At 66.8% G+C, this 4,364-nt stretch carries 4 protein-coding genes and 2 pseudogenes; 3 read left to right on the top strand and 3 right to left on the bottom strand.

Going from position 1 to position 4,364, the window contains the following annotated elements; all coding sequences use genetic code 11:
* A pseudogene (locus I5M_RS27060) lies at positions 1 to 251 on the top strand (hypothetical protein); the annotation flags it as partial.
* A 174-nt stretch (positions 252 to 425) separates the two neighbouring features.
* On the opposite strand, the gene I5M_RS27055 reads toward I5M_RS27060, so the two are convergent.
* The 3 genes and pseudogenes from I5M_RS27055 to pxpB form a co-directional block, all read right to left on the bottom strand.
* On the bottom strand, positions 426 to 1,190 hold the full coding sequence (locus tag I5M_RS27055; protein ID WP_022724260.1) for a LamB/YcsF family protein: 765 nt from the start codon (positions 1,188 to 1,190) through the stop codon (positions 426 to 428).
* A complete protein-coding gene (locus I5M_RS27050) occupies positions 1,187 to 2,221 on the bottom strand; it encodes a biotin-dependent carboxyltransferase family protein (protein ID WP_022724259.1) in 1,035 nt (344 codons plus the stop codon). The genes I5M_RS27055 and I5M_RS27050 overlap by 4 nt, the downstream gene beginning before the upstream one ends.
* Positions 2,218 to 2,950, bottom strand: a pseudogene (pxpB, locus tag I5M_RS30710) (5-oxoprolinase subunit PxpB). Before pxpB ends, I5M_RS27050 begins: the two are co-directional and overlap by 4 nt.
* A 220-nt stretch (positions 2,951 to 3,170) precedes the next feature.
* Here pxpB and I5M_RS27040 point away from each other — a divergent pair.
* Complete coding sequence (locus tag I5M_RS27040) at positions 3,171 to 3,884, top strand: ribonuclease activity regulator RraA (RefSeq protein ID WP_022724256.1); 714 nt, start codon at positions 3,171 to 3,173, stop codon at positions 3,882 to 3,884.
* A 25-nt stretch (positions 3,885 to 3,909) separates the two neighbouring features.
* The gene (locus I5M_RS27035; protein ID WP_022724255.1) at positions 3,910 to 4,314 is read left to right on the top strand and encodes a cupin domain-containing protein; all 405 of its coding nucleotides are present in this window, start codon (positions 3,910 to 3,912) and stop codon (positions 4,312 to 4,314) included.
* Positions 4,315 to 4,364 lie beyond the last annotated feature (50 nt).

Genomic DNA, 4,364 nt, shown 5'->3' with positions numbered 1-4,364 from the left:
GCAGGAGATCGAGCTGCTCAGCCCATTCCCGCGCACGCAGTTCGGCGTTGCGCCGCAATCGCTGTTTGTCGGCGGCAACGAACTGGCCCAAGCTGCAGCGCCAATCGGCGGACTACGCGGAAATCGCGCGTGGGGCCGGCCTCAAGGTGGGGCTGCGCACCTTGCCCGGACATCACCACTTTTCAATTCTGGACGAACTGACCGCCGATGGCGCGCTGACTGCCGAGCTGATGGTGATGAGCGGCGGTTAGTGCTGTGCTGACTCGTCATCCTGAGGTGCGCGCGCAGCGCGCCTCGAAGGATGCGGCCACAGGGCTCGCGGCCCATCCTTCGAGGCCCGCTGAGCCGCGCAACGCGCGGCCCAGCGGACACCTCAGGATGACGGCGGTGATTGATCAGAAGCAGGACCGCTCGAATTTCGTGAACTAAGCCCGTGCGAACGGCTCGACCTTGATGCCGCTGGCTTCCAGCTTCGACCGCACGCCGCGGGCGATCGAGACGGCGCCCGGTGTGTCGCCGTGAATGCAGACCGTGTCGGTGCGCATCTTGATCACCTTGCCGGTGACAGAGACGACCGCGCCGTCCTGCGCCATGCGGAGCACGCGCTCGGCGATCACGTCGGCATCGTGCAGCACTGCGCCCGGCTTGCGGCGCGACACCAGGTTGCCGTCGTCCTCATAGGCGCGATCGGCAAACACCTCGTGCGCCATCGGCAATCCGGCGGCTTCGCCGGCGTCGGCCAGCCTGGAATTCGCCAGCACGACGAAGATCAATCTCGGATCGACCGCCTTGATGGCGCTGGCGATGGCGCGCGCGACGACGTCGTCCTCACAGGCGACGTTGGACAGCGCGCCGTGCGCCTTGACGTGGGTCACCTTGTGCCCGGCGAGCGACGCCACGGCTTGCAGTGCGCCGATCTGATAGGCGACGAGGTTTTCGACCTCAGCCACCGTGATGCCCGGCACCGGGCGGCGGCCGAAGCCATGAATGTCGCGGAAGCCGGGATGCGCGCCGATCGAGACGCCTTTGGCTTTCGCCAGCTTCACCGTCTTGTGCATGATATCCGGGTCGCCGGCGTGGAAGCCGCAGGCGATGTTGACGCTGGTGGCGATGTCCATCATCGACGCGTCGTCGCCCATCTGCCAGACGCCGAATCCTTCGCCGAGGTCGCAGTTCAAATCGATCTTCATGGCGTCATTCCCGTTAGTTGTTCGTCCGCATCGAGCGCATTGGTGGCGGTGCCTGCCACATTGGCTTTGAATAGCGCCTCGACGTCGAGTTCACCGTGACGCGCGTCCTGCAGCCATCCGGGCAGGCTGCGCAGCAGCGCCGCGAAGGCGCGGTACTCGGCCTGCGCCTCGGTCACGCTGATCGCCTGGAAACGGAACGCGACGCCGGGCGGCGTTTGCGCCAAGCGACCGATGTCCGCCGTGATGATTGTCGCGATTTTCGGATAGCCGCCGCTGGTGCCGCGATCGCGCATCAGCGCCAGCGGCTGGCCGCTGCCGGGAATCTGGATGCTGCCATCGACGGTGCCGTCGGAGACGATGTTGTGGCCATGGCTGTGGCGGATGGTCGGGCCTTCGAGCCGATAGCCCATGCGGTCGCTGGTAGCGGAGACGCGCCACTCGCCGCCGAGAAACGTTTCGACCTCGGCGCCGAATTCATCGTTCTGCGGCCCGAGCACAACGCGGATCGGCCGCTCGCGACTCGGCGGCAAGTCGATCCGCAGATCGGCTGCAGCGGAAGCCGGCTGGGCTTCGATGACGTCGCCGTTCTGGAGCGGGCGCGGATAGGGACTGCCTAGGCCGGACCGGGCGTTGACCGAGAGGCTGCCGAACATCGGCTCACCGCTGATGCCGCCTTCGATCGCCAGATAGCTGAACACGCCGCCGCGCGCGACGCCGAGCGTCAGCGTCTCGCCATCGGCCAAGGTGAAGGACTGATTGGGTTGGAGCGCGCGCGGACCAATCGCGGCGCTCCGCGGCGCTCCTGAAAGACCCAAGCGCACGGCGCCGCCGCGGGCGGTGAAGCGGGCACCGAGCGGACCGAGCTCGATCACGGCGCTGAGCGCGGCATTGCCGACCAGCGTATTGGCGGCAGCGAGCGACACCACGTCCATTGCGCCGCTCGGAGTCAGGCCGTAGCGCTGCGCGCCGTGGCGCCCTTCGTCCTGCACCGAACTGGCCGGCCCGATCTGGTCGATGTGAAGCTTGGTCATGAGGCGATCAGTTCGGCGACCGGCGCGCCACGCGCGGCGGCCTCGTCGAGTTCTGCGAACAATTTGGCGTCGATCGGCGTGAAGCCGAGCGCGTCGCCCGGCTCCAGCAGAAAGATCGGATCGCGGTGCAACTGATAAGTCCGCACCGGCGTGCGGCCCAGCAGATGCCAGCCACTCGGGCCCGGCAGGCATTGCACGCCGGTCTGCACGCCGCCGATCGAAAATCGTGCCGGCGGGAGTGAGCAAACGCGGGTCCTTGCGGCGCGGCAGGCCGAGCGCCGGATCCAGTCCGGACAGATACGACCAGCCGGGCGTGAAGCCGATCATGGCCACGCGATAGTCACCGGAGGCATGCCGCTTTACCAACTCATCGGCCGAGATGCCGAGCGTCGCCGCGGCGTCCTCCAGGTCGATGCCGTGCTCGCCGCCGTAACAGACCGGAAGCTGCCAGCGGCGATTGCTGATCGCCTTGCCGTCATCGGGAGTTCGCGCGCGTTCCAAAAGCGCGGCGCTGAGTTCGTCGAAGCCGATCACTTCCGGATCGTAGTGCACGAGCAGCGACCGATAGGTCGGCACGGTCTCGCGAATTCCGTCGATCGGGTTCTGGCTCAGCAGACGATCGAGCGTGAGGACGGCGCGGTTTGCGGCGTCGCTGATGTCCCGGGCGAATTCGACCGTGATGGCGCTGTCGCCGCTCGGCAGCATGCGGGGAGGCGAAGTGACGACCATGAACCTCTGTCTCGTGAGCGAGGCTTCACGCATAGCGCGTTTCGGCGCGAGTTGAAAATCACTTCGTGAATGGCTGGGTTTCGATAAGTCGATGAAGTGGCGTGCGATAATGAGTTCTGATCATGCGTGTCACGCGGCGTGGATCGTCGCGACTGCGGCTTGACGCGGCCGGCCGCGACCGCAAGATGCGCGCGAAATCGAAACGAGGAGCTTGCGAGCCATGGCACTGACCCCCGAAGCAAAGGCGACGCTCGCGCGCGTCACGACCGCGACCATCACCACCGTGCTGCTCAAGAAGGGGCTGCGCAACGTGTGGATGCGCGGCGCGCGCCCGCTCAAGCCTGGCGCGCCGCGGCTGGTCGGTGAAGCGTTCACGCTGCGCTTCGTTCCGGCGCGCGAGGATCTGGCCACGCCGGAATCCTGGGGCTCGCCGATCTCGACCCGCGCCGCCATCGAGGCCATGCCGGAAGGCTGCATCGCTGTGGTCGACGCCATGGGCGTCAAGGACGCCGGCATCTTCGGCGACATTCTGTGCGCCCGCATGGTCAAGCGCGGCATCACCGCGCTGATCACCGACGGCGTGGTGCGCGACCTCGAGGGCGTGCTCGGCACCGGCCTGCCGGTGTGGTGCGACGGCTATGCGGCGCCGCCCTCGGTTGCGGGCCTGACTTTCGTCGGCTGGAACGAGCCGATCGGCTGCGGCGGCGTCGCGGTGTTTCCGAACGACATCGTCGTCGCCGACCAGGACGGCGCGGTGCTGATCCCGCAGGCGTTGCTCGACCACGTGCTGGCCGAGGGACCGGAGCAGGAGCGCATGGAGGGCTGGATCGTCGAAGAGGTCAACAGGGGTGCCGTCCTGCCGGGTCTCTATCCGATGAACGCCGAAACCAAGGCACGTTACGCCGCGTTCAAGGAGAAGGCCGGCAAGGCCTGACCAACGGCCGGAGAGGGGAAACACCATGGACGTTTTTGCAGCCGGGTCGCGCGCGACTCAGCGCGCCTCGAGCGACTACTTCACCGGCACCGTGTGGCAGGACCCGATCATCTCGGCGCCTGCACCGGCACGGCTTGCTGCGACCCGGGTGAGCTTCGAGCCTGGTGCGCGGACGACGTGGCACACCCATCCGTTGGGGCAGACCCTCTACGTCATCTCCGGCGTCGGCCGCGTCCAGACAGAGGGCGGTCCGGTTCGCGAGATCAGGCCCGGCGATGTGGTGTGGATCCCGCCGGGCGAGAAGCACTGGCACGGCGCTTCGCCGACCAATGGCATGACCCACATCGCCATGCAGGAAGCGCTCGACGGAACGTTCGTGACCTGGATGGAACCGGTCAATGAGGCAGATTATTCAGCTTCTGCAGGCTGATAGGCTGAGAACATGCGATTGCTGATGAGCAACCGCATCATTCGGTGAAG

Source organism: Rhodopseudomonas sp. B29, from assembly GCF_000333455.1.
GTDB lineage: Bacteria > Pseudomonadota > Alphaproteobacteria > Rhizobiales > Xanthobacteraceae > Rhodopseudomonas.
Note: the sequence above shows the minus strand (reverse complement) of the source record. Positions and strands in the feature narration are given on the sequence as shown.